General features: G+C 61.1%; 19 protein-coding genes. 14 read left to right on the top strand and 5 right to left on the bottom strand.

Annotated features, from left to right (window positions below):
* Nucleotides 1-117: 117 nt before the first annotated feature.
* The 5 genes from C5F71_RS12355 to C5F71_RS12335 all read left to right on the top strand — a co-directional run bounded on the left by C5F71_RS12355 (nucleotide 118) and on the right by C5F71_RS12335 (nucleotide 3,909).
* Nucleotides 118-1,041: a LysR substrate-binding domain-containing protein gene (locus tag C5F71_RS12355; protein WP_029289957.1), complete on the top strand. Its 924-nt coding sequence runs from the start codon at nucleotides 118-120 to the stop codon at nucleotides 1,039-1,041.
* 316 nt (nucleotides 1,042-1,357) lie between these two features.
* A complete protein-coding gene (gene purE / locus C5F71_RS12350) occupies nucleotides 1,358-1,849 on the top strand; it encodes a 5-(carboxyamino)imidazole ribonucleotide mutase (RefSeq protein ID WP_029289954.1) in 492 nt (163 codons plus the stop codon).
* 12 nt (nucleotides 1,850-1,861) lie between these two features.
* The gene (locus C5F71_RS12345; RefSeq protein ID WP_092232200.1) at nucleotides 1,862-2,947 is read left to right on the top strand and encodes a 5-(carboxyamino)imidazole ribonucleotide synthase; all 1,086 of its coding nucleotides are present in this window, start codon (nucleotides 1,862-1,864) and stop codon (nucleotides 2,945-2,947) included.
* Between the two features lie 100 nt (nucleotides 2,948-3,047).
* A complete protein-coding gene (locus C5F71_RS12340) occupies nucleotides 3,048-3,293 on the top strand; it encodes a GlsB/YeaQ/YmgE family stress response membrane protein (RefSeq protein WP_029289950.1) in 246 nt (81 codons plus the stop codon).
* 79 nt (nucleotides 3,294-3,372) lie between these two features.
* Nucleotides 3,373-3,909 (top strand): DUF3299 domain-containing protein, encoded by a 537-nt coding sequence (locus tag C5F71_RS12335; protein ID WP_029289947.1) that lies wholly within the window; start codon nucleotides 3,373-3,375, stop codon nucleotides 3,907-3,909.
* A 98-nt stretch (nucleotides 3,910-4,007) separates the two neighbouring features.
* Here the strand turns inward: C5F71_RS12335 and C5F71_RS12330 are convergent, their stop codons facing one another.
* Both C5F71_RS12330 and C5F71_RS12325 read right to left on the bottom strand, forming a co-directional pair.
* Complete coding sequence (locus C5F71_RS12330; RefSeq protein ID WP_104911215.1) at nucleotides 4,008-4,895, bottom strand: D-hexose-6-phosphate mutarotase; 888 nt, start codon at nucleotides 4,893-4,895, stop codon at nucleotides 4,008-4,010.
* A 57-nt stretch (nucleotides 4,896-4,952) separates the two neighbouring features.
* Nucleotides 4,953-5,357 carry an acyl-CoA thioesterase gene (locus C5F71_RS12325; protein ID WP_003176975.1) on the bottom strand — a complete coding sequence of 135 codons (405 nt, stop codon included), beginning with the start codon at nucleotides 5,355-5,357 and terminating at the stop codon, nucleotides 4,953-4,955.
* Between the two features lie 562 nt (nucleotides 5,358-5,919).
* Here C5F71_RS12325 and C5F71_RS12320 point away from each other — a divergent pair.
* From C5F71_RS12320 to C5F71_RS12280, 8 genes are all read left to right on the top strand, one after another.
* Nucleotides 5,920-7,200, top strand: coding sequence for an MFS transporter (locus tag C5F71_RS12320; RefSeq protein ID WP_177410432.1), 1,281 nt, complete (start codon nucleotides 5,920-5,922; stop codon nucleotides 7,198-7,200).
* A 283-nt stretch (nucleotides 7,201-7,483) separates the two neighbouring features.
* Nucleotides 7,484-8,467: a phosphate ABC transporter substrate-binding protein PstS gene (locus tag C5F71_RS12315; protein WP_029289939.1), complete on the top strand. Its 984-nt coding sequence runs from the start codon at nucleotides 7,484-7,486 to the stop codon at nucleotides 8,465-8,467.
* 486 nt (nucleotides 8,468-8,953) lie between these two features.
* A complete protein-coding gene (locus C5F71_RS12305; RefSeq protein WP_169877567.1) occupies nucleotides 8,954-10,987 on the top strand; it encodes an ABC transporter permease subunit in 2,034 nt (677 codons plus the stop codon).
* Nucleotides 10,988-11,002: 15 nt separating this feature from the next.
* Entirely contained in the window at nucleotides 11,003-12,673 is a 1,671-nt protein-coding gene (pstA, locus tag C5F71_RS12300) for a phosphate ABC transporter permease PstA (protein ID WP_029289935.1), read from the top strand.
* A 164-nt stretch (nucleotides 12,674-12,837) separates the two neighbouring features.
* Nucleotides 12,838-13,671 (top strand): phosphate ABC transporter ATP-binding protein PstB, encoded by an 834-nt coding sequence (pstB, locus tag C5F71_RS12295; RefSeq protein ID WP_029289934.1) that lies wholly within the window; start codon nucleotides 12,838-12,840, stop codon nucleotides 13,669-13,671.
* A 70-nt stretch (nucleotides 13,672-13,741) separates the two neighbouring features.
* A complete protein-coding gene (gene phoU / locus C5F71_RS12290; RefSeq protein WP_029289933.1) occupies nucleotides 13,742-14,503 on the top strand; it encodes a phosphate signaling complex protein PhoU in 762 nt (253 codons plus the stop codon).
* Nucleotides 14,504-14,671: 168 nt separating this feature from the next.
* A complete protein-coding gene (locus tag C5F71_RS12285) occupies nucleotides 14,672-15,571 on the top strand; it encodes a response regulator (protein WP_070996696.1) in 900 nt (299 codons plus the stop codon).
* 120 nt (nucleotides 15,572-15,691) lie between these two features.
* Nucleotides 15,692-16,372 carry a M23 family metallopeptidase gene (locus tag C5F71_RS12280; protein ID WP_070996697.1) on the top strand — a complete coding sequence of 227 codons (681 nt, stop codon included), beginning with the start codon at nucleotides 15,692-15,694 and terminating at the stop codon, nucleotides 16,370-16,372.
* A 117-nt stretch (nucleotides 16,373-16,489) separates the two neighbouring features.
* Here C5F71_RS12280 and C5F71_RS12275 read toward each other — a convergent pair whose 3' ends face one another.
* From C5F71_RS12275 to phoB, 3 genes are all read right to left on the bottom strand, one after another.
* Complete coding sequence (locus C5F71_RS12275; protein WP_029289929.1) at nucleotides 16,490-17,830, bottom strand: hemolysin family protein; 1,341 nt, start codon at nucleotides 17,828-17,830, stop codon at nucleotides 16,490-16,492.
* A 199-nt stretch (nucleotides 17,831-18,029) separates the two neighbouring features.
* On the bottom strand, nucleotides 18,030-19,316 hold the full coding sequence (gene phoR, locus C5F71_RS12270; RefSeq protein WP_256588158.1) for a phosphate regulon sensor histidine kinase PhoR: 1,287 nt from the start codon (nucleotides 19,314-19,316) through the stop codon (nucleotides 18,030-18,032).
* Between the two features lie 81 nt (nucleotides 19,317-19,397).
* Entirely contained in the window at nucleotides 19,398-20,087 is a 690-nt protein-coding gene (gene phoB, locus C5F71_RS12265; protein ID WP_003176964.1) for a phosphate regulon transcriptional regulator PhoB, read from the bottom strand.
* Between the two features lie 152 nt (nucleotides 20,088-20,239).
* Between phoB and C5F71_RS12260 the strand changes: the two genes are divergently transcribed.
* Complete coding sequence (locus C5F71_RS12260) at nucleotides 20,240-20,620, top strand: hypothetical protein (RefSeq protein ID WP_104911210.1); 381 nt, start codon at nucleotides 20,240-20,242, stop codon at nucleotides 20,618-20,620.
* The last annotated feature ends 32 nt before the right edge of the window (nucleotides 20,621-20,652 follow it).

Raw genomic sequence — 20,652 nt, 5'->3', positions numbered from 1 at the left:
GAGTTTTTGGGCCAATGCTATTAAGCACTGGCCTATGCACAAACGGCATAATGTTGATGTGACCCGGTTATCATGGCGGGCGTGTGTGCCAAAATGGTGCATGCCCTGGAGAATCAGATGAACCTTGAAAGCAAATGGCTGGAAGACTTTAGCGCCCTGGCGGCCACCCGCAGCTTCTCCCAGGCAGCGGAGCGGCGCTTCGTCACCCAGCCGGCCTTCAGTCGACGCATCCGCAGCCTCGAGGCGGCCCTGGGGCTGACGTTGGTCAACCGTTCACGCACGCCCGTCGAACTGACTGCGGCGGGGCAGTTGTTTTTGGTCACCGCGCGCACGGTGGTCGAGCAATTGGGCGAAGTACTGCGCCATTTGCATCATTTGGAAGGTGGCCAGGGCGAAGTCATGCAAGTGGCTGCCGCTCACTCCCTGGCGTTGGGCTTTTTCCCTCGCTGGATCGCGCAATTGCGCAACGAAGGGCTGAACATCGCCACACGTCTGGTGGCCACCAACGTCGGCGACGCCGTGCATGCCCTTCGCGAAGGCGGGTGCGACCTGATGCTGGCGTTCTACGACCCGGATGCGGCGATGCAGATGGACCCGGACATTTTCCCGTCGTTGCACCTGGGCAACACCGAAATGCTCCCGGTATGCGCCGCCGATGCCGATGGCAAGCCGTTGTTTGACCTGGAGGGCGAGGGCAGTGTGCCGCTGCTGGCCTACAGTGCGGGTGCGTTTCTCGGGCGCTCGGTCAATCTGCTCTTGCGCCAACGTGCCCTGCGCTTCACCACGATTTACGAAACCGCGATGGCCGATAGCCTGAAAAGCATGGCCCTGGAAGGATTGGGAATTGCCTGGGTGCCACAGTTGAGCGTGCGCGCCGAACTGGCGCGCGGCGAGCTGGTGGTGTGCGGCGGGGCGCAGTGGCATGTGCCGCTGGAGATTCGCCTGTATCGCTGCGCGTTGGTGCGCAAGGCCAACGTGCGGTTGTTGTGGCGCAAGCTGGAAGGCGGCGCGGCGCAGTCCCCGGCGGCTGAGCGCGGTTAAATGTGGGAGCTGGCTTGCCTGCGATAGCGGTGTATCAGCTGACATTTCAGGCACTGACCCTCCGCCATCGCAGGCAAGCCAGCTCCCACAGTATTTTGTGGTGTTTTCGCTGACCTGGAAGTCAATAAAACCGCCTGTTTGAGGTGTAAGACAGATGGTCACCCAAGGGGCTGTTTATCTGCATTATTACGGTATACTGCGCGGCCTTCGGCCGGTCCAACCGGCCTTAATTCGTACAACAAGCCACGCCGGATTTCCCGCGTGGCTTGTTGTTTTTTGACGCGCCTGCGGGCGCCCAGAGAGAAGAGGCACGACGATGAGTGCATTGGTTGGCGTGATCATGGGCTCCAAGTCCGATTGGTCCACCCTTAGCCACACCGCCGATATGCTGGAAAAGCTCGGCATTGCGTTTGAAGTGAAGGTGGTCTCTGCCCACCGCACGCCAGACCTGCTGTTCCAGTATGCCGATGAAGCAGAATCCCGTGGCATCGAGGTGATTATCGCCGGTGCCGGTGGCGCCGCCCACTTGCCGGGCATGTGTGCGGCCAAGACCCACTTGCCGGTGCTCGGTGTGCCGGTGCAGTCGTCGATGCTCTCGGGCGTGGATTCGCTGTTGTCCATCGTGCAGATGCCCGCCGGGATTCCGGTAGCGACCCTGGCGATCGGCAAGGCTGGTGCGATCAACGCGGCATTGCTGGCTGCCAGTATCCTGGGCGCCAAGCATCCACAGTTCCACGCGGCCCTGAAGAAATTCCGCGCCGAACAGACTGACAGCGTCCTGGACAATCCAGACCCACGCATCGCCTGAGGTTGTTGATTGATGAAAATCGGTGTAATCGGTGGCGGCCAACTGGGTCGCATGCTGGCCTTGGCGGGCACTCCGCTGGGGATGAACTTCGCGTTTCTTGATCCGGCGCCGGACGCCTGTGCGGCGGCCCTGGGCGAACACCTGCGGGCGGACTACAGCGACCCAGACCATTTGCGCCAACTGGCCGATGAAGTCGACCTAGTGACCTTCGAGTTCGAAAGCGTGCCGGCTGAAACCGTGGCGTTCCTGTCGCAATTCGTGCCGGTGTACCCGAGCGCCGAAGCGCTGCGCATTGCCCGTGACCGCTGGTTCGAAAAGAGCATGTTCAAGGACCTGGGCATTCCGACCCCGGCGTTCGCCGATATCCAGTCCCAGGCGGACCTGGATGCTGCCGTCGCCAGCATCGGCCTGCCGGCCGTGCTGAAAACCCGCACCCTGGGTTATGACGGCAAGGGCCAGAAAGTCTTGCGCACCGAAGCCGATGTGGTCGGCACGTTCGCCGAGCTGGGCAGCGTCGCCTGCCTGCTGGAAGGCTTTGTGCCGTTCACCGGCGAAGTCTCGCTGGTGGCCGTACGCGCCCGTGATGGCGAAACCCGCTTCTACCCGTTGGTGCACAACACCCACGACAGCGGCATCCTCAAGTTGTCCGTGGCCAGCACCGATCACCCGTTGCAGGCCCTGGCCGAAGACTATTCCAGCCGCGTATTGAAGCAACTGGATTATGTCGGCGTGATGGCGTTCGAGTTCTTTGAAGTCGACGGTGGCCTCAAGGCCAACGAAATCGCCCCGCGCGTGCACAACTCCGGGCACTGGACCACCGAAGGCGCTGAGTGCAGCCAGTTCGAAAACCACCTGCGGGCGGTAGCGGGCTTGCCACTGGGTTCCACGGCCAAGGTCGGCGAGAGCGCGATGCTCAACTTCATTGGCGTGGTGCCGCCGGTTGAGCAGGTCATTGCGATTGATGACTGCCACCTGCATCACTATGGCAAGGCTTTCAAGGTCGGGCGCAAGGTCGGTCACGCCAACCTGCGTTGCAAGGACCGCGCGACGCTTGATGCGCAAATCGCCAAGGTCCAGGCGCTGATCGCTGCGCAATAACCCTGGGGGCGGCGGGAACCATTGGTGACCGCCATCCTCTGATTGCAGGATGCCAAAGTCTGACTAGGCTTCAGCTAACTTTCATTCAGAGGGAAATGCCATGGGTATCATTGGGACCATCTTTATCGGTTTGATCGTCGGCCTGCTGGCGCGTTTCCTGAAACCAGGCGACGACAGCATGGGCTGGATCATGACCATCCTGCTGGGTATCGCCGGCTCCCTGGCGGCGACCTATGGTGGCCAGGCGCTGGGTATCTACCAGGCAGGCCAGGGCGCAGGCTTCATTGGCGCGTTGGTAGGTGCCATTGTGTTGCTGGTGATCTACGGTCTGCTGAAAAAGAAGTGATTTAGCGACAAGCCCTCTGCGCTGCGCAGGCGCAGGGGGCTAGAATGCCGGCACTGTTCTTATTTGCCGAGCCACCTTCATGCGCCGCCTCCTGTTGACTGTCCTTTTGCTGGGTTCAAGCCTGGCCCACGCCGCTGAGCTGCCGGAAACCGACTGGCTGGAACTGATGCCCAAGTCAGACCAGAAAGCCCTCGAACAAATGCCGGATATCGACCACAACTCCCCAGAGGCCCTGGGCACCTTTACCGAAAAGGGTGGCTTGAAGCAGAGCAAGGGCTTGCCGGCCGTGATGTATTCGACCAAGACCGTGGGCGCCATGAATGGCAAGCACATCCGTCTGGGTGGCTATCCGGTGCCCCTGGAAACCGATGCCAAGGGCCGCAGTACCTTGTTCTTCCTGGTGCCGTACCCGGGCGCCTGCATCCACGTGCCGCCACCACCGCCCAACCAGTTGGTGTTGGTGCGCTATCCCAAGGGCCTGAAGCTCGATGATATCTACACGCCGTTGTGGGTCACCGGCACGTTGAAGGTGGAGACAGTCAACAACGACCTGGCGGATGCGGCGTATGCGCTGGATGCGGGTGTGGTGCGGGTGGTGCAGGAGTCGGACCTGTAACCAGCGCCACAAATCCCCCCCTGTGGGAGCGGGCTTGCTCGCGATGGCGGTGTATCTGACCCACCGCTATCGCGGGCAAGCCCGCTCCCACATTGGGTCTACAGGGGCAGGTTGGCGATGCTCACGCCCATGGTGTGGCTCGCACCCGGTGCCAGCACCACTGCATCGTCCAGCACATTGGCCGTCTCGATGCACAGCATGCCCTGCCAGCCATCGTCGGCCATGTCATCGAAAGCCTTGGCGCGTTCAGTCCAGGGGTTCCAGATCACCGTCGATTTCGACCCTTCGCTGTTGAGCTGGATACGCCGCTGCCAGTCTTTATCCACGATGTTCAATTGGGCTGGGGTGTCGAGGTAGATGCGGTCGGTCTCGGCAGTGAAGTGCAGGAGGCCCGATTGCTTCTTGGTCGCCCAACCGTCGGCGGTATCGATATAGTCCAGCCCATCCAGGCCTTCGACCTGCACGTTGCGCACATCGCTGACGGCGAAGTAGCTGTGCAGCGCCTGGCTGATCGTCACCGTGTCGGTGCCACGGTTGTGGCTGGTCAGGCGGATATGCAGTTGCTCGTCCAGCAGCAGGCTCATGTTCAGATCGACCTGATGCGGCCAGCCAGGGAAACCGCCCGCTGGCGCAATGAGCGCCAATTCAACCCGATTGTCTTGCACGCCGACCAAGGTCCAGATGGCGGTACGCGCAAAGCCATGGGCGCCGGCCGGCTGGTCGCTCTGGCGCATCGCCTTGACGCTTTGCGGGTTGCGCTCGAATACACCAAACCACGGCCAGCACACCGGCACGCCGGTACGGATGCCTTTGCCTTGCTTGAACACCGCCTTGTCGTTGGGCCAGATCACCGGTTTTGCGTCGGCCGGCTGGTAACTGAAGACGTGCGCACCCTGTTGGGCCACCAGCACTTCGGCGCCGTTGTGGCGGATGCGCCAGCAGTCCAGCTCATCCATTTTCACGGTTTCAACGTGGGGCGTAGGCATACAGGGCTCTCTTAATGACAGGCAATGGGGCAATGGACCGTCAAACCGCCGTGAGGTTTAACGCGCCCGTGACGGAACCGAGCGGGTGCGACCGCTGCCATCAATGGCGACGAACACAAACACCGCCTCGGTGACTTTGCGCCATTCGCTGGACAGCGGGTCATCGCTCCACACTTCGACCATCATCTGGATCGAGCTGCGGCCGATTTCCAGGGCCTGGGTGTAGAAGGACAACTGCGCGCCCACCGCCACCGGAACCAGGAACGCCATGCGATCGATCGCCACGGTAGCCACGCGGCCGCCGGCGACCTTGCTGGCCATTGCCGTGCCGGCCAGGTCCATCTGCGCGACTAGCCAGCCGCCGAAAATATCGCCGAAACCGTTGGTTTCACGGGGAAGTGCGGTGATTTGCAGGGCGAGATCGCCTTGCGGGATAGGATCTTCTTGTTCGAGTTCGATCATGCCGGGGGTGCCTCTGACCCGTGACTCTTGGAATATGTAATCGGTGAATAGCCGTCTTGGAAAAACGATTCAGCCCCGAACATACTACGTTCGTCACGTTTTTCGAAAGGCGCCTGAAGGGAAACTCTGCGAAATCGGCTGGCCGGTGCCAACGACGTTTTCGCGCAACTTCCACTGCTAGGCCGGTGCAAGGTGGGGAGTATATCGGTCGATAGCCTGCACGACGACCACCGGGTCCTGATTTTGTACATCTATCTACAGGGTTTGGCAGGCGTCAATAAAATGGCCAAAACAGTCATGCAACTTGAGGGGTTTGACCATTGTTTATTTTGAACCCGGCGCCCCAGTATTTGTTGGCGTTTTCGGTCCCCGACAATAATTCGAAGAGGGAACGGGCGGGCCTCGCAAGGGGGTGACTTTGCGAGTTGGCGCCAACCGCCGTGCAGGCGTTTAGACTGTGCTTTTCCGGGCAATTTGCTATCTTGCCGGACCTGCCGGGCCAAACCCAAGCCGTTGCGGATTCCTGATCTGACCTAATAAGAGAAGCCTTGCCATGACCACAGTGCCTTCAAGCATTGCGCCGCCCGCCCGCCCGCTGAACCGCAACGATTACAAGACCCTGTCGCTGTCCGCCCTGGGCGGTGCGCTGGAGTTCTACGACTTCATCATCTTCGTGTTCTTCGCCACGGTGGTCGGGAAGCTGTTCTTCCCCGCCGACATGCCTGAATGGCTGCGCATGATGCAGACCTTCGGCATCTTCGCCGCCGGCTACCTGGCGCGGCCGCTGGGCGGGATCATCATGGCGCACTTCGGCGACCTGCTGGGGCGCAAGAAGATGTTCACCCTGAGCATCTTCATGATGGCCGTACCGACCCTGATCATGGGCCTGCTGCCAACCTACGCGCAGATTGGCCTGTGGGCACCGATCCTGTTGCTGCTGATGCGCGTGATCCAGGGTGCGGCGATTGGTGGCGAAGTGCCGGGGGCGTGGGTGTTTGTGTCCGAGCACGTACCGCCACGGCATATCGGCTACGCCTGCGGCACCCTGACCAGCGGCCTGACCGGCGGGATTTTGCTGGGCTCGCTGGTCGCCACCGCGATCAATACGGCCTACACCCCGGAGCAGGTCTCCGATTACGCCTGGCGGATTCCGTTCCTGTTGGGCGGTGTATTCGGCCTGTTTTCGGTGTACCTGCGCCGTTGGTTGCACGAAACGCCGATCTTCGCCGAGATGCAGCAGCGCAAGACCCTGGCGGCCGAGTTGCCGTTGCGTGCGGTATTGCGCGACCACCGTGGCGCCATCGTGCTGTCGATGTTGCTGACGTGGTTGCTGTCGGCCGGCATTGTCGTTGTCATCCTGATGACTCCGACGGTGCTGCAGACCATCTACCACTTCAGCCCGACGGTGTCGTTGCAGGCCAACAGCCTGGCGATCGTCACCTTGAGCTTTGGCTGTATCGCGTCCGGCGCGCTGGCTGACCGTTTTGGTGCGGGCCGTGTGCTGGTCGCCGGTTGCGCGTTGCTGCTCGCGACCTCGTGGACGCTGTATCACAGCCTGCTGGATCACCCGGACTGGCTGTTCCCGCTGTATGCCTTGACTGGTTTGTTTGTCGGCACCATTGGCGTGGTGCCCTACGTGATGGTCAAGGCCTTCCCGCCGGTAGTGCGTTTCAGCGGCCTGTCGTTTTCCTACAACGTTGCCTACGCCGTGTTCGGTGGTCTGACGCCGCTGGTGGTATCGCTGCTGATGAAAGAAAGCCCGATGGGCCCGGCTTACTACGTTGCCATCCTCTGTGTGATGGGGATGTTCGTGGGCGGGTACCTGTGGAAGCGCGGGCGCTGAACCTGTAGGCGCCGGCTTGCCGGCGATGGCGTCCCTTGGTCAGCGTACGACTCAAGGGCTCCATCGCCGGCAAGGTGTTGTAGGCAGTCAACGTTTACAGAGTGTTTCTGAATTACCGCAATTCCTCGCCTCGCCCCCGCATTTACTCAGCTCCTCTCCCGTGTCCACTTGCGCTGCCAATACTGGCCTTTCATCTAATTGTCATATTCCAGACATAGAGTGTTCACACGGCCTACCGATACTTGGCCCCGATCCAACTATCCCTATCTGCTAGGAGTAAGGCATGAAACTGAAGCGTTTGATGGCGGCAATGACTTTTGTCGCTGCTGGCGTAGCCACTGCCAACGCGGTCGCCGCTGTTGACCCTGCGATCAAGCCCTACACCAAGACCTCTGGTGTATCGGGCAACCTGTCCAGTGTCGGCTCCGATACTCTGGCCAACCTCATGACTCTGTGGGCCGAGAACTACAAAAAAGAATACCCGAACGTCAACATCCAGATTCAAGCCGCCGGTTCTTCCACCGCGCCGCCTGCACTCACCGAAGGCACCGCTAACCTGGGCCCGATGAGCCGCAAGATGAAGGACAACGAACTGCAGGCTTTCGAGCAGAAGTACGGCTACAAGCCGACTGCTATCCCGGTGGCCGTGGACGCCCTGGCTGTATTCGTACACAAAGACAACCCGATCAAGCACCTGACCATGGCTCAAGTCGATGCCGTGTTCTCGTCGACTCGCCTGTGCGGCGCCAAGGCTGACGTCAAGACCTGGGGCGACCTGGGTGTGACCGGTGACCTGGCCAACAAGCCAGTGCAACTGTTCGGTCGTAACTCGGTATCCGGCACCTACGGCTACTTCAAGGAAGAAGCCCTGTGCAAAGGTGACTACAAGCCTAACGTCAACGAACAGCCAGGCTCGGCTTCGGTCGTGCAGTCCATCAGCTCTTCGCTCAACGGTATCGGTTACTCGGGCATCGGCTACAAGACAGCCAGCGTGAAAACCGTGGCCCTGGCCAAGAAAGAAGGCGGCGAGTTCGTCGAAGACACCGAAGAGAACGCCCTGAACGGCAAGTACCCGCTGTCGCGCTTCCTCTACGTGTACATCAACAAAGCCCCGAACAAGCCTCTGGCCCCGCTGGAAGCCGAGTTCGTGAAACTGGTTCTGTCCAAGCAGGGCCAGGAAGTTGTAGTCAAGGACGGCTACATCCCACTGCCAGCTAAAGTGGTCGAAAAGACACTGGCTGACCTGGGTCTGAAAGAAGGCAAATAAGCTACGGGGCCGGGTAAAGCCGGCCTTTTCTGTAGGAGCGAGCTTGCTCGCGAAAAGCGTTAACGATCACGCGCCGTCCCTGAGTCAACGCGGTGCCTTGACGTTTTTCGCGAGCAAGCTCGCTCCTACAGAAACTCCTAATTTTTCGGTCCGCTGCCAGCCCTGCTATGCGGCGGATTTCTTGCGTCACTGCATTGTCATCTTTCTGTCATACAGGATCGCTAGGGTGTGCGCATGAATGATCTGGCCAATTCCACCATGACGACGACTTCTCCTCCCAAGCGCATTGACTTCAATACGCCTGAGCTGCAACGCAAGCGCCGCATCCGCGCGCTTAAGGATCGCCTGACCCGTTGGTACGTGCTGGTCGGCGGTCTCGCCGTCCTCGGCGCTATCACCCTGATTTTCTTCTTCCTGGCCTACGTGGTCGCGCCGCTGTTCCAGGGTGCCAGCCTGACCAAGGGCGAGGCCCTGACTCCGGCCTGGATGCAGGATGCCGGCAAGCCGTTGCTGATCTCGCTGGAAGAACAGAACCAGGTGGCCATGCGGGTTTCCGACAAGGGCCAGGCATTGTTCTTCAGTGTCGAGACCGGTGCTGAACTCAAGCGTGTCGACCTGGCCCTGCCAGCCGGCGCCAGTGTGGTGTCCATCGGTGAAGACCAGCCAGGCAGCCCGCTGGTGATCCTCGGCCTGTCCAATGGCCAGTCCCTGGTGTTCCGCCACTCTTATAAAGTGACCTACCCGGACGGCAAGAAGACCATCTCGCCCGAAATCGAATATCCATACGGCGAAACGCCGATGGTGCTCGATGACGGCGGTCGGCCGCTGGAGCATGTGGCCCTCAATGCCACCGACACCTCGCTGATCATTGCCGGTTCTGCTGGTTCGCACCTGAACGTGCTGTCGGTGAGCCGCGAAGAAAACATGATGACCGGCGAAGTTGTCAGCGAGCAGAAGCGTATCGAACTGCCGCAAATGACTGAGCCAGTGAAAGCGATCTTCGTCGATCCGCGCCAGCAATGGCTGTATGTGATCAACGGCCGTGCCCTGGCCGATGTGTTCAGCCTGCGGGACAACAGCCTCAACGGTCGCTACAAATTGTTGGAAGATGGCAACGCCGAAATCACCGCCAGCACCCAGTTGGTGGGCGGTATCTCGTTGATCGTCGGTAACTCCAAGGGTGGCCTGGCCCAGTGGTTCATGGCCCGCGACCCGGATGGCGAGCAACGTTTCAAGCAGATCCGCACCTTCCAGATGGGCACCACGCCTATCGTTGAAATCACCGCCGAAGAGCGTCGCAAAGGCTTCGTCGCCCTCGATGCCTCCGGCAAGTTCGGTGTGTTCCACAGCACCGCGCACCGTACCCTGCTGGTCGACCCGGTGGTCGAAGGCCAGGGCATCTTTGGCATGTCGCCACGGGCCAACCGTGTGATCGTTGAAGCCGGCGGCAAGCTGCAGCCGCTGGAGCTCGACAACCCGCACCCGGAAGTGTCCTGGAGCGCGTTGTGGAGCAAGGTCTGGTACGAAAACTACGACGAGCCTAAATACGTCTGGCAATCGACCGCTGCCAACAGCGACTTCGAACCCAAGATGAGCCTGGCGCCACTGACCTTCGGTACGCTCAAGGCCGCGTTCTACGCGATGCTGCTGGCTGCGCCACTGGCCATTGCCGCGGCAATCTATACCGCATACTTCATGGCCCCGAGCCTGCGCCGCAAGGTCAAGCCGGTGATCGAGCTGATGGAAGCGATGCCAACCGTGATCCTCGGCTTCTTCGCCGGCCTGTTCCTGGCGCCGTATGTCGAAGGCCACCTGCCGGGGATTTTCAGCCTGCTGATGTTGCTGCCGATTGGCATCCTGCTGGCCGGCTTCATCTTCAGCCGGTTGCCTGAGTCGATCCGCCTGCGGGTACCGGATGGCTGGGAAAGCGCAATCCTGATCCCGGTGATCCTGTTTGTGGGCTGGCTCTCGCTGTACATGAGCCCGTACCTGGAAACCTGGTTCTTCGGTGGCGACATGCGCATGTGGATCTCCCACGACCTGGGCATCACCTACGACCAGCGCAACGCCCTGGTTGTCGGCCTGGCCATGGGTTTTGCAGTGATCCCGAACATCTACTCCATCGCCGAAGACGCCGTGTTCAGTGTGCCGCGGGGCCTGACCCTGGGTTCCCTGGCCCTGGGCGCTACGCCATGGCAAACCATGACCCGCGTCGTGTTGCTGACCGCCAGCCCAGGGATTTTCTCGGCGCTGATGATCGGCATGGGCCGTGCGGTGGGTGAAACCATGATCGTGCTGATGGCCACTGGTAACACCCCGGTCATGGAAATGAACCTGTTCGAAGGCCTGCGAACGCTCGCAGCCAACGTCGCAGTGGAAATGCCCGAGTCGGAAGTGGGCGGCAGTCATTACCGCGTGCTGTTCCTCTCGGCGCTGGTGCTGCTGCTGTTCACTTTCATCATGAACACCCTCGCCGAGCTGATCCGTCAGCGTCTGCGCAAGAAATACTCGTCGCTTTAAGAAAGGTAGAAGTCTGTGAAACAGAACTCCCTGAATGGATGGTTCAAGAGCGGCGCCCCAGGCGTCTGGATCAGCGGTGGTGCGGTGGCCATCGCGGTCATCATGACCATTGGTTTGCTGGCTGTGATTGCCGTGCGCGGCTTGGGTCACTTCTGGCCAGCTGACCTGATCCAGGCCAACTACAACGTGCCGGGCCAGGCCAACCACATCGTCATCGGCGAAGTGGTACAGAAAGAACAAGTGCCGCGCGAGCGCCTGAAAAGCGCCGGCCTGCCGGTGCCGGACGAAGGTCCGGAGTTCATGACCCGCGAGCTGATCAAGGTCGGCAACCGTGACTTGAACGGCAACGACTTCACGTGGATCGTCGGCGAGTGGCTGACCAACCAGACTACGCCTGTCGAGTTGATGGCCATCGAGCGTCGTGAGTGGGGCAACTTCTACGGCACCCTGGTCAACGTCAAGCAGGATGGCAAAGTCGTCGCCGAAGGCGAGGCTGCGTGGCCAGAGCTGCAGGCGCGGGTTGAGCGGGTGAACAAGCTGGCCGCCGATCTCAAGACCCTTGAGAAGAGCGATATTGGCGCGATCAACGCAGGTCTTGAGCGTATCCGCCTGCACGGTCGCAAACTGGAGCTCAGCGGCAAGCTCGACGCCGCCGCCCAGGCCGACATGGATGCTGACCGCGCCGAGCTGAATGCGCGTTACCAGGCCATCGAGGCACGCCTGACCGACCTGCACGCCCAGTTCAACCGCGACAGCCTCACGGCCCGCGATGCCAACGGCAAAGAGCTTGAAATCAACATCGGCCACGTGGTGCACGCCTACCAGCCGAACGCCATGGGCACCCTGACCAAGATGGGCTTCTATGTCAGCAAGGTCTGGGAATTCCTCAGCGATGACCCGCGTGAAGCCAACACCGAAGGCGGGATTTTCCCGGCGATCTTCGGCACCGTGATGATGACCCTGATCATGGCGATGATCGTGACCCCGTTCGGCGTACTGGCGGCGGTCTACCTGCGTGAATACGCCAAGCAGAACACCTTGACCCGCATCATCCGCATCGCGGTGAACAACCTGGCGGGTGTCCCGGCGATTGTCTACGGTGTGTTCGGCCTGGGCTTCTTCGTCTACGTGCTGGGTGGTTCGGTGGACCGGTTGTTCTTCCCCGAAGCCCTGCCGGCGCCGACCTTCGGTACGCCGGGCCTGTTGTGGGCCTCGCTGACCCTGGCGCTGCTGGCGGTGCCGGTGGTGATCGTGGCCACCGAAGAAGGCCTGGCTCGTATCCCGCGTACCGTACGTGAAGGCTCCCTGGCACTGGGCGCGACCAAGGCGGAAACGCTGTGGAAAATCGTCCTGCCCATGGCCAGCCCGGCGATGATGACCGGCATGATCCTGGCCGTGGCCCGCGCCGCCGGTGAAGTGGCACCGCTGATGCTGGTGGGTGTGGTGAAGCTGGCACCGTCGCTGCCGCTGGACGGCAACTACCCGTACCTGCACCTGGACCAGAAGATCATGCACCTGGGCTTCCATATCTACGACGTTGGCTTCCAGAGCCCCAACGTCGAGGCGGCACGTCCGCTGGTGTACGCCACCGCGTTCCTGCTGGTGCTGGTGATCGCCACGCTGAACCTGTCGGCGGTATGGATTCGTAACCACCTGCGCGAGAAATACAAGGCGCTGGATAGCTGACACGGTCCAATGTGGGAGCTGGCTTGCCTGCGATGCAGACGACGCGGTGTATCAGTAAGACCGCAGTGATGCCATCGCAGGCAAGCCAGCTCCCACAGACACAGAATTTGAGTAAGCCGCCCCGGCGGTTCAACGAAACGAATTGGTAGCACAGGGAGCATCCCATGCAACATGAAACCCATTCCCACGGCATCAACATGTCAGCCCTGGGTCGCGACAAGCAAAGCCTGAGCCTGGCCGAAGAAACCGTAGCCATCGAAGTCCCGGGCCTGAGCCTGTACTACGGTGAGAAGCAGGCGTTGTTCGACGTCAGCATGAACATCCCCAAGCAGCGCGTGACCGCCTTTATCGGCCCGTCGGGCTGCGGCAAGTCCACGCTGCTGCGCACCTTCAACCGCATGAACGACCTGGTGGACGGTTGCCGTGTGGAAGGCGCGATCAACCTCTACGGCAGCAACATCTACCGCAAGGGCGAAGACGTGGCCGAGCTGCGTCGTCGGGTAGGCATGGTGTTCCAGAAGCCCAACCCGTTCCCCAAGACCATCTACGAAAACGTGGTCTACGGCCTGCGCATCCAGGGCATCAACAAAAAGCGCATCCTCGACGAAGCAGTCGAGTGGGCCCTTAAAGGCGCCGCGCTGTGGGACGAGGTCAAGGACCGCCTGCACGAATCGGCCCTCGGCCTGTCCGGCGGCCAGCAGCAGCGCCTGGTGATTGCCCGTACCATCGCCGTGGAACCTGAAGTGCTGCTGCTCGACGAACCGTGCTCGGCACTCGACCCGATCTCGACGCTGAAAGTCGAAGAGCTGATCTACGAGCTCAAGTCCAAGTTCACCATCGTCATCGTGACCCACAACATGCAACAGGCGGCGCGGGTTTCCGACTACACCGCGTTCATGTACATGGGCAAACTGGTGGAGTTCGGTGACACCGACACCCTGTTCACTAATCCGGCGAAGAAGCAGACCGAAGACTACATCACCGGTCGCTACGGCTAGGAAGCTGTGGTTCTGATTGCACTGACGCTGCGGTTCTCCGCACCTTACCGGACGCTCCAAGGACGCCAACATGATTAGCAAAGAAGGCCTTACCCACCACATCTCCGCGCAGTTCAACGCCGAGCTTGAGGAAGTGCGCAGCCACCTCCTGGCCATGGGCGGGCTGGTGGAGAAGCAAGTCAATGATGCGGTGACCGCGCTGATCGAGGCCGACTCGGGCCTTGCCCAGCAAGTGCGCGAGATCGACGACCAGATCAACCAGATGGAGCGCAACATCGACGAGGAATGCCTGCGCATCCTCGCCCGTCGCCAGCCGGCGGCGTCCGACCTGCGTTTGATCATCAGCATTTCCAAGTCGGTGATCGATCTGGAGCGTATCGGTGACGAAGCCACCAAGATCGCCCGTCGCGCCATCCAGTTGTGCGAAGAAGGCGAAGCGCCGCGCGGTTATGTCGAAGTGCGTCATATCGGCGACCAGGTGCGCAACATGGTCCGCGATGCGCTGGATGCCTTTGCCCGTTTCGACGCCGACCTGGCGTTGTCGGTGGCCCAGTACGACAAGATCATCGACCGCGAATACAAGACAGCCCTGCGTGAGCTGGCGACCTACATGATGGAAGACCCGCGCTCCATCTCGCGGGTGTTGAGCATCATCTGGGTGTTGCGCTCCCTGGAACGGATCGGCGACCACGCGCGCAATATCTCGGAATTGGTCATCTACCTGGTACGCGGCACCGACGTTCGGCACATGGGCCTCAAGCGCATGAAAGCCGAAGTTGAAGGCACGGCCGATCAAATCCCTAATGTTCCGGACGAATCTGACGATAAGTAAGATTGCCCGAGAAATAAACGCCCGGCCTCTGGTCGGGCGTTTGCGTTTGTGGCGTATGAGTTTTGCGCTGCGGGCAGCCATAAAGTCCCGGCGTGACTGACGAGTTTTTGGCAAAATGCCATCAGTTAAGCGTTTTGCTTGCCGGGGTTTTGAGAGGATGAAGGGTCGATGAGTAAAGTCAGTGTATTGGTGGTGGATGACGCCTCGTTTATTCGCGACCTGGTGAAGAAGTGCCTGCGTAACTACTTCCCCGGTATCAAGATTGAAGATGCGGTAAACGGCAAAAAGGCCCAGGCCATCCTGATGCGCGAAACCTTCGACATGGTGCTGTGCGACTGGGAAATGCCGGAAATGTCGGGCCTGGAATTGTTGACCTGGTGCCGTGAGCAGCCGCAGCTTAAGTCCATGCCGTTTGTCATGGTCACCAGCCGCGGCGACAAGGAAAACGTGGTCCAGGCCATCCAGGCCGGCGTCTCCGGCTACGTCAGCAAGCCGTTCACCAACGAGCAGTTGCTGAACAAGGTCAAGCAGGCCCTGAACAAGATCGGGCGCCTCGACGCCTTGCTGGCCAGCGCACCGACCAAGATGAACTCGGCTTTTGGCAACGACTCCCTCAGCGCCCTGACCGGCGGCAAGCCCGAAGCGGTCAAGCCAGCCCCGGTGGCCGCGCCGAGCAAAGGCCTGCTCAACAGCCCGCCCGTGCAGGCCGCCGCCGCACCCTCGGCCGCCAGCGGTCGTGGCCAGGGCCAGTTGCGCCTGTCCAGTGGCACCCAGCAATGCGTGATCAAGGGCCTGAGCATCAAGGAGGCGTTGTTGGTGGTGCGTCGTGGCGACGTGCTGCCCCAGGTGCTGGAAAGCGCAGTGCTCGACCTGGAGCAAGGCGAGAACGCTGAAACCGCACGCCTCAACGGCTACCTGCACGCGATCGTCGCCTACGAACCGCGACCCGACAGCGACTGGCTGCAACTGACCTTCCGCTTTATCGACCAGGACGCGCAGAAGCTCGACTACATCTCCCGCCTGATCGCCCGAGGCACAGCGCAGAAGCATTTTGTGCCGGGTGCCTGACCCAACCCCCTGATCCCTGTAGATGCCGGCAAGCCGGCTTATACAGGGGCGTCGGTCCACACAACAGTGTCATGAACCCTTGCTAGCCTGCCGGTCAGTCATACTTGGCAGGTTTATCCGATGCTTGTGCGTTTTCTGTTGTTTTGTGGCCTGTGCGCAGTCGCTTCATCGACCCTGGCCATGACCCTCTATCGTTCCACCGATGCCCGTGGCGTGGTGTTTTTCAGCGACCAGAAGACCCCTGGCGCCCAAGCGTTTGTGTTCCAGGAGCGCCGTGCGGTGCCGGTGAAGCGCCAGGTGCTTGATCCCCAGCCGCTGCGTAACCTGCGGCCAGCGCAGTCGCAGCGTTACCCGTTGCCCTGGCGCGGCGGGCCGTTTCGCCTGACCCAGGGCCCTGGCGGCACGTTCAGCCACTCTGACGTCAAGAGCCGCTACGCCATGGACATCGCCATGCCCGAAGGCACGCCGATCATCGCTGCGCGGGGCGGGGTCGTGGTGAAAACGGAGAACAGCCAATCGGGGCGGGGCAGTGACCCGTCGGGCAACTTCGTGCGGGTGCTGCACGATGACGGCACCCAGAGTGTGTATTTGCACCTCAAGCTGGGGTCGGTCAGTGTCAGGGAAGGCCAGCGCGTGGCGGTGGGCAGCCCGTTGGCGCTGTCGGGCAATACCGGCAACAGCAGTGGGCCACACCTGCATTTTGTGGTGCAGCGCGATACGGGGGCGGGATGGGTGTCGATTCCGTATGAGTTCACGCAACCGGTACAGGCGTTGCCCAACTTTGCGTCGGGCACGCGGTAAGGCTTTTGTAGGAGCGAGCTTGCTCGCGAAAAACCTGAGGGCGCTGCCGGGTGTCAGGATCCCAGCGTTATCGTTAACGTCCTTCGCGAGCAAGCTCGCTCCTACAGGGGGTGTGCCCTAGTCGAGCATCAGTACTTTGGCCAGGACGATTTTCGGGCCTTTCATCTTCTTGATGATGATCCGCAGGCCTTCCACTTCCAGCACTTCTTCCTCTTCCGGCACCCGGTTCAGGGTGTCGTAGATCAAACCGGCGAGGGTTTCGGCCTCGATGTGGTCCAGGTCGATGCCCAGCAGGCGCTCGATCTTGAACAGTGGTGTGTCACCACGTACCAGCAGCTTGCCCGGCTGGTAGGCGAGGATGCCGCGCTCGGCCTTGCGGTGTTCGTCCTGGATATCGCCCACCAGCACTTCCAGCACGTCTTCCATGGTCAGGTAGCCGATGATATTGCCGTCGGCTTCTTCAACCAGGGCAAAGTGCGCGCCGCCTTTGCGAAACTGCTCCAGCAACTGCGACAGCGGCATGTGCCGCGACACGCGCTCCAATGGGCGGGTCAGCTCGGCCAGGTTGAACGACTCGGGAATATGATCCAGGGCCGCCAGTTCCAGCAGTAGGTCCTTGATGTGCAGCAGGCCGACAAACTCACCGCGCACGGGGTCGTACACCGGGTAGCGGCTGAATTTGTGGCGGCGGAACAGCGCGAGGATTTCCTTGAGCGGCGCGTTGAAGTCCAGGGTCACCAGGTCTTCCCGGGAGTTGGCCCAGTCCACCACTTCCAGTTCGCCCATTTCCACGGCCGAGGCCAACACGCGCATGCCTTGGTCGCTCGGGTCCTGGCCACGGCTGGAGTGCAGGATCAGCTTGAGCTCTTCGCGGCTGTAATGGTGCTCGTGATGGGGGCCGGGCTCGCCCTGGCCGGCGATGCGCAGGATCGCGTTGGCGCTGGCGTTGAGCAGGTAGATGGCCGGGTACATCGCCCAGTAGAACAGGTACAGCGGCACCGCGGTCCACAGCGACAGCAGCTCGGGCTTGCGAATGGCCCAGGACTTGGGCGCCAGCTCACCGACCACGATGTGCAGGTACGAAATCACGAAGAAGGCGGCGAAGAACGACACGCCCTTGATGACTTCAGGCGACTCGACGCCCATGGCCCCCAGCAACGGCTCCAGGATGTGCGCAAAAGCCGGCTCACCGACCCAGCCCAAGCCCAGGGAGGCGAGGGTGATACCCAACTGACAGGCCGACAGATACGCGTCGAGCTGGCTGTGTACGGTGCGCAGGATCTGCCCGCGCCAGCCGTTGGTGTGGGCGATGGCCTCGACCCGGGTGGAGCGCAGTTTGACCATGGCAAATTCCGCCGCAACGAAGAAACCGTTGAGCAGTACCAGGATCAGTGCAAAAAGAATCATGCCGAAATCGGCGAAGAGTGTCGCGAGGGTGATACCAGGGGAAGGGTCCATGATGGGGTTTTGCGGGTTCCGTGTATTCAAAAAGGGGTGATGGCTGTGCCTCAAGGGCGGGCACAAGTCAGGCAATGTAGCGGCTGAAGGGGCGCTTGCCTAGTGGCGGCTGCCGGGTGGGGGCGCGAATGCATGCTGTATAGGGCTTATGTGGGAGCTGGCTTGCCTGCTCCCACACGGGAATGGGGATAACCTCAGATTATTCCTTCGTCGCGATTTCCAGCGAGCGGGTGACCTGGGTCGGCGCAAAGTGGCAGGTAAAAGTGCTGCCATGCCCCAGTACGCTGCTGATTTCCAGGCGGGCCCGATGGCGCAACAGCACGTGCTTGACGATCGCCAGCCCCAGCCCGGTGCCACCGGTGTTGGAGTTGCGGCTGGAGTCGACGCGGTAGAAACGCTCGGTCAGGCGTGACAAATGCTTGCTGTCGATCCCAATCCCCGAATCCTGCACGCTCAGGTGTGCACCCTGCTGGTCGGCCCACCAGCGGATGCGGATCGTGCCTTTGTCCTGGGTGTACTTCACGGCGTTGAACACCAGGTTGGAGAAAGCGCTGCGCAACTCGCCCTCGCTGCCCTTGAGCAGCACCGACGGGTCGGCTTCCAGGGTGATGTGCTGGCCGCGTTCGCCGGACAGGGCCTGGGCATCGTTCTTGATGGTCTGCAGCAGGCTCTGTACGGCCACGGGATGGTTGTCCGAGGGGTAGTCGGTGGCTTCCAGCTTAGCCAGCAGCAACAGGTCGTTGAGCAGCGTCTGCATGCGTGAGCCTTGTTGCTGCATTTGCTGCAAGGCGCGGCTCCAGCGCGGGTTGACCTCTTCGACGTTGTCCAGCAGCGTCTCCAGGTAGCCGCAGATCACTGTCAGGGGCGTGCGCAATTCGTGGGAGACGTTGGCGACGAAATCCTTGCGCATCTGCTCCAACTGATGGATGCGGGTCACGTCGCGCACCAGCATCAAGTGTTCGTTGTTGCCGTAGCGCGTGAGGTACAGCTGGATGCGCACCCGGTCGTTGGTGGGCGACGGAATTTCCAGGGCTTCTTCGTAGTTGTCCTGCTCGAAGTATTCCTTGAACCGCGGATGACGCACCAGGTTGGTCACTGGCTGGCCGCTGTCCTGGGGTGTCTTGAGGCCCAGCAGGGTCTCGGCGGCGCGGTTCCACCATTCCAGGTTGCCGTCGCTGTCGAGCATGATCACCGCGTCCTTGAGCGCGGCGGTCGACTCCTGGACCCGGTCGATCACCGCTTGCAGGCGGCCGCGTACCCGTTGGTCGCGGCGTTGCAGGTGGTAGATGCTGTCGAACACCTCGCCCCACAAGCCATAGCCGTCGGGTGGCGCCTCATCGGGTTTGTGCTGGCGCAGCCACTCGTGCAGGCGCAGCAATTGCTTGAGGGTCCAGCCCAGGTAGAGGCCCAGGCCGATGGCCAGGCTCCAGCCGTAGTAGCCGCTGATCAGGCCGACCAACAGGCAGCCGGTGACCAGTAGGAGCATGTGGCGGATCAGGGTGCCATGCCAGTTTTGATTCACTTGAACATGCGTCCTTGTCGGCTGTTAAGTCTGGATAGGGCTGGCTCAGCCTTTGGTGGAAAACCGATAACCGGTACCGCGCACGGTTTGTACCAGATTCTCATAGGCATCGCCCAAGGCTTTGCGCAGGCGGCGGATATGCACGTCCACGGTGCGCTCCTCGACATACACGTTGCCGCCCCACACCTGGTCCAGCAGTTGGCCGCGGGTGTAGGCGCGTTCCTGGTGGGTCATGAAGAACTGCAACAGGCGGTATTCGGTAGGGCCCATCTCGGCCGGCTTGCCGTCGATGGTCACGCGGTGGCTGATCGGGTCCAGTAGCAGGCCGCCGACTTCAATCGGTGCCTCGCCATCGGTCGGGCCAGCGCGGCGCAGCACGGCCTTCAGACGTGCGACCAGTTCCCGTGGGGAAAATGGCTTGGTGATGTAGTCATCGGCGCCCACTTCCAGGCCCTGGATCTTGTTGTCCTCTTCGCCCTTGGCGGTGAGCATGATGATCGGGATATCTCCGGTCAGCTCATCGCGCTTGAGACGCCGGGCCAATTCGATGCCGGAGGTGCCGGGCAGCATCCAGTCCAGCAGGATCAGGTCCGGCTTGCGGTCGACGATAATGGCGTGGGCCTGCTGGGAGTTCTCTGCCTCCAGGCAGTCATAGCCGGCCATTTCCAACGCAACGGCGATCATTTCGCGAATGGGCGCTTCGTCGTCAACGATCAGAATGCTCCTGCCAACCATGCTAAGTCCTCTTGTCATTTAACTGTCTTGCGCCGCATTAGATAACGGAATTATTGCAGTCGTGTGACAGTATTTTACTGGCCTGCGCAATCGGCCTGGTCCTGAACTACGCTTTGAGTCCGAATCCTGACAACCGCAAAAGGAAGGTTCTGATGAATCAGCGTATTTTTTCGTGGAAAGCCCTGCTGGTCACGGCGGCGTTGACGCTGCCGACACTGGCTGTCGCGGCAGACCCCGCCATGACTAAAGACGGGATGTTGGTGGATCACAAGGGGATGGCGCTCTATACCTTCGCCAAGGATGCTGATGGCAAGTCTGCCTGCAATGACAAGTGCGCCACCAACTGGCCGCCGTTGAAGGCCGAGTCCACCGATAAGCCAATGGGCAAGTGGACCGTCATCACCCGTGACGACAACACCAGCCAGTGGGCCTATGAAGGCAAGCCGCTGTACACCTTCATTGCCGACAAGAACGCTGGCGATGCGACCGGTGACGGCAAAATGGATGGCGCCTGGAAGATCGCCAAACCCTGAGCTCCCCTGTAGGAGCCGGCAAGCCGGCTCCT

Source organism: Pseudomonas sp. LG1D9 (assembly GCF_002949995.1).
Classification (GTDB): Bacteria; Pseudomonadota; Gammaproteobacteria; order Pseudomonadales; family Pseudomonadaceae; genus Aquipseudomonas; species Aquipseudomonas proteolytica.
The sequence above is the reverse complement of the archived record's forward strand: the minus strand, read 5'-3'. Positions and strand labels throughout refer to the sequence as shown.

Excerpts from the sequence above, each read along its gene's own strand:
- C5F71_RS12355 (WP_029289957.1), top strand. The coding sequence starts at position 118 with ATGAACCTTGAAAGCAAATGGCTGGAAGACTTTAGCGCCCTGGCGGCC.
- purE (WP_029289954.1), top strand. The coding sequence starts at position 1,358 with ATGAGTGCATTGGTTGGCGTGATCATGGGCTCCAAGTCCGATTGGTCC.
- C5F71_RS12345 (WP_092232200.1), top strand. The coding sequence starts at position 1,862 with ATGAAAATCGGTGTAATCGGTGGCGGCCAACTGGGTCGCATGCTGGCC.
- C5F71_RS12340 (WP_029289950.1), top strand. The coding sequence starts at position 3,048 with ATGGGTATCATTGGGACCATCTTTATCGGTTTGATCGTCGGCCTGCTG.
- C5F71_RS12335 (WP_029289947.1), top strand. The coding sequence starts at position 3,373 with ATGCGCCGCCTCCTGTTGACTGTCCTTTTGCTGGGTTCAAGCCTGGCC.
- C5F71_RS12330 (WP_104911215.1), bottom strand. The coding sequence starts at position 4,895 with ATGCCTACGCCCCACGTTGAAACCGTGAAAATGGATGAGCTGGACTGC.
- C5F71_RS12325 (WP_003176975.1), bottom strand. The coding sequence starts at position 5,357 with ATGATCGAACTCGAACAAGAAGATCCTATCCCGCAAGGCGATCTCGCC.
- C5F71_RS12315 (WP_029289939.1), top strand. The coding sequence starts at position 7,484 with ATGAAACTGAAGCGTTTGATGGCGGCAATGACTTTTGTCGCTGCTGGC.
- C5F71_RS12305 (WP_169877567.1), top strand. The coding sequence starts at position 8,954 with ATGCAGGATGCCGGCAAGCCGTTGCTGATCTCGCTGGAAGAACAGAAC.
- pstB (WP_029289934.1), top strand. The coding sequence starts at position 12,838 with ATGCAACATGAAACCCATTCCCACGGCATCAACATGTCAGCCCTGGGT.
- phoU (WP_029289933.1), top strand. The coding sequence starts at position 13,742 with ATGATTAGCAAAGAAGGCCTTACCCACCACATCTCCGCGCAGTTCAAC.
- C5F71_RS12285 (WP_070996696.1), top strand. The coding sequence starts at position 14,672 with ATGAGTAAAGTCAGTGTATTGGTGGTGGATGACGCCTCGTTTATTCGC.
- C5F71_RS12280 (WP_070996697.1), top strand. The coding sequence starts at position 15,692 with ATGCTTGTGCGTTTTCTGTTGTTTTGTGGCCTGTGCGCAGTCGCTTCA.
- C5F71_RS12275 (WP_029289929.1), bottom strand. The coding sequence starts at position 17,830 with ATGGACCCTTCCCCTGGTATCACCCTCGCGACACTCTTCGCCGATTTC.
- phoR (WP_256588158.1), bottom strand. The coding sequence starts at position 19,316 with ATGCTCCTACTGGTCACCGGCTGCCTGTTGGTCGGCCTGATCAGCGGC.
- phoB (WP_003176964.1), bottom strand. The coding sequence starts at position 20,087 with ATGGTTGGCAGGAGCATTCTGATCGTTGACGACGAAGCGCCCATTCGC.
- C5F71_RS12260 (WP_104911210.1), top strand. The coding sequence starts at position 20,240 with ATGAATCAGCGTATTTTTTCGTGGAAAGCCCTGCTGGTCACGGCGGCG.